This window comes from Paenibacillus sp. CMM36, assembly GCF_053570945.1.
The window spans coordinates 1-2,369 of the sequence record NZ_JBSEDY010000048.1; the positions used below are offsets into that span (position 1 = coordinate 1).

Sequence of the window (2,369 nt, forward strand, 5' to 3'; positions counted from 1 at the left end):
AGTGGCGGCAGTTCCTTGCCTTCATACAATTGAGAGAACTCCTGCACGATAATTCCTTCCGTGACGCCATCCGAAATAATATGGTGCATGTCATAGAGCATGACGTGACGCTCCGGTCCGGTTTCCACCAGCTGAACCCGCAGCAATGGTGCTTGTGCGAGATCAAATGCGCGTACAAAGTCTTGGGCATACTGCTGGGTCTCTTCTTCGCTTGCCTGCACATGCTCCACGCTGAATGCGACGCCCGATTCAATCCGTTGAATCACCTCACCATCCACCATCTCGAATCGGGTTCGCAGGGCTTCATGACGGGCAATCAGCTGGCGGAAGGCTTGTTCCAGTCGCATTTTATCCAAGGAACCTTCGATAATCAACGCTCCTGGCATGTTGTAGCTAACCTCTCCACCTTCCAGGTGACTCAGCACGTACATCCGTTTTTGCGCCGAGGAAACAGGATAATATTCACGCTCCTCCACCACAGGAATAGATACATACGTTTGCTGGGTCTGATCTTCACCCATCAACTGCACCAGTTGCTCAATCGTCGGATATTGGAAAATATCTCGCAACGCCAGCTTGTGATTCAGCTCCTGATGGATTTTCGCCATCAGGGTGGTAGCGCGCAGAGAATGTCCTCCCACTTCAAAGAAGTTATCCTGGATGCCTATTTGATGATGATTCAGAACGCTTTGCCAAATACGTACCAACTGCTCTTCCAGCGGTGTGCGCGGTGCCACGTACGCCGTGCCTCCTTCGAGGCGCGCTTCTGGCGCAGGCAACGCTTTGCGGTCAATTTTTCCGTTCGGTGTCAGCGGGAAACGATCCAGTTGTACGACATAGGTCGGGATCATATAGCCCGGCAGTTTGGGCTGGAGTGTGCTGCGCAGATCCGGCAAATTCAGCGCCTCCGAGGCTACGACATACGCACACAGATCCTTGTCTCCGTCTTCGTTTTCCCAGGCGGTGACGATGGCTTTCTGAATGCCGTCCACGGTCAGCAGCTGCGCTTCCACCTCGCCCAGTTCAATCCGGAAGCCCCGGATTTTGACTTGATCATCCATCCGGCCGATAAAGTCTACATTGCCGTCCGGCATCCATCGCGCCAAATCGCCTGTACGGTACAACCGTTCACCTGGTACATACGGATTCGCTACGAATTTCTCGGCTGTCAGGTCTGCACGATTCAGGTAGCCTCGTGCCACCCCGGCTCCGCCAATGCACAGCTCACCCAGTACGCCGATCGGCACCGGATTCAGCTGGCTGTCCACAATGTAGAAGCGTGCGTTCAGCCACGCCTGACCAATCGGCACATGGCCGCTGCTTGGCAGCTTCGACAGCTCTTCGTCGTAGAAGCTGGAGTCAATCGCCGCTTCGGTGACGCCGTAGCTGTTCATAATGCGGATATCCGCACCAAACCGCTCTTGCAGCACTCGGTAGTCCGTCACGCTGCAACTATCCGAGCTCGTGATCAGCAGCTCCAGACTGCTCATGTCCAGCCCCTGTTCATGCACATGCTGCATAAACGGTACGATCAGGGCCGGAGTCGATTCGAACACGGTAATCTGGACATCGCGAATCCAGTCATACAAACGGCTAAAATCAATCCGGTCGTCTTTCGGACAAATGACCATCGTGCCGCCGTTATAGAGCGTCCGCGCGATATCCCCGACGAATACGTCGAACGAGAAGCTCGCCAGCTGTAGCAGTCGGACTGGGAATTGGTTCAGGCGATAATCCCGGCGATACGCCGTAGCCGTATTCACCAGGCTGCGATGCTCGATCATGACGCCCTTCGGCCGTCCGGTTGTCCCGGATGTATAGATCACATACGCCAAATCGTGCGGTTCGTTGATGTGATCGACGTCTGTCGTATCTCCGGTGTACAGTGACTCATCGTCCAATGCCAATACGGTATGCAGACGCAGCCCTGTTGCCGGTTCGGATGCTGCTTCGCTGTCAGACTTCGAATCTGATTTTGAGCCTAAGTTTTCATTTAGGCTGTCTCTTTCCATCGTTTCAGCACCAGCCGCTGTTTCCAACTCACCCTCAGTCTGCCCTCCGGCCAAGGCCTGTCGGCTTTCCCCAAGCCATATCTGTGCTTGCTCCTGTAAGCCGATTTGGGTCAACAATACCGTCGCACCACTGTCCTCCAGCATGAAACGAATCCGTTCAGACGGATAGTCTGCATCCAGCGGCACATAGGCGCCTCCCGCCTTCCACACCGCCAGTACGCCGACCAGCATGTCTACCGAGCGTTCACTCAAAATGCCGACAATCGACTCGCGTCCAACGCCTTCATTCCGCAATCTCCGCGCCAATTGGTTCGCGCGCTCGTTCAGTTTCCGGTAAGTGAGCTGCTCCTCCTCGTA

At 54.9% G+C, this 2,369-nt stretch carries 1 protein-coding gene; it reads right to left on the reverse strand.

All coding sequences use genetic code 11. The features are described from left to right. A partial coding sequence (locus tag ACWA2B_RS27770; protein ID WP_449292864.1) for a non-ribosomal peptide synthetase occupies positions 1-2,369 on the reverse strand: 2,369 nt, incomplete at both ends.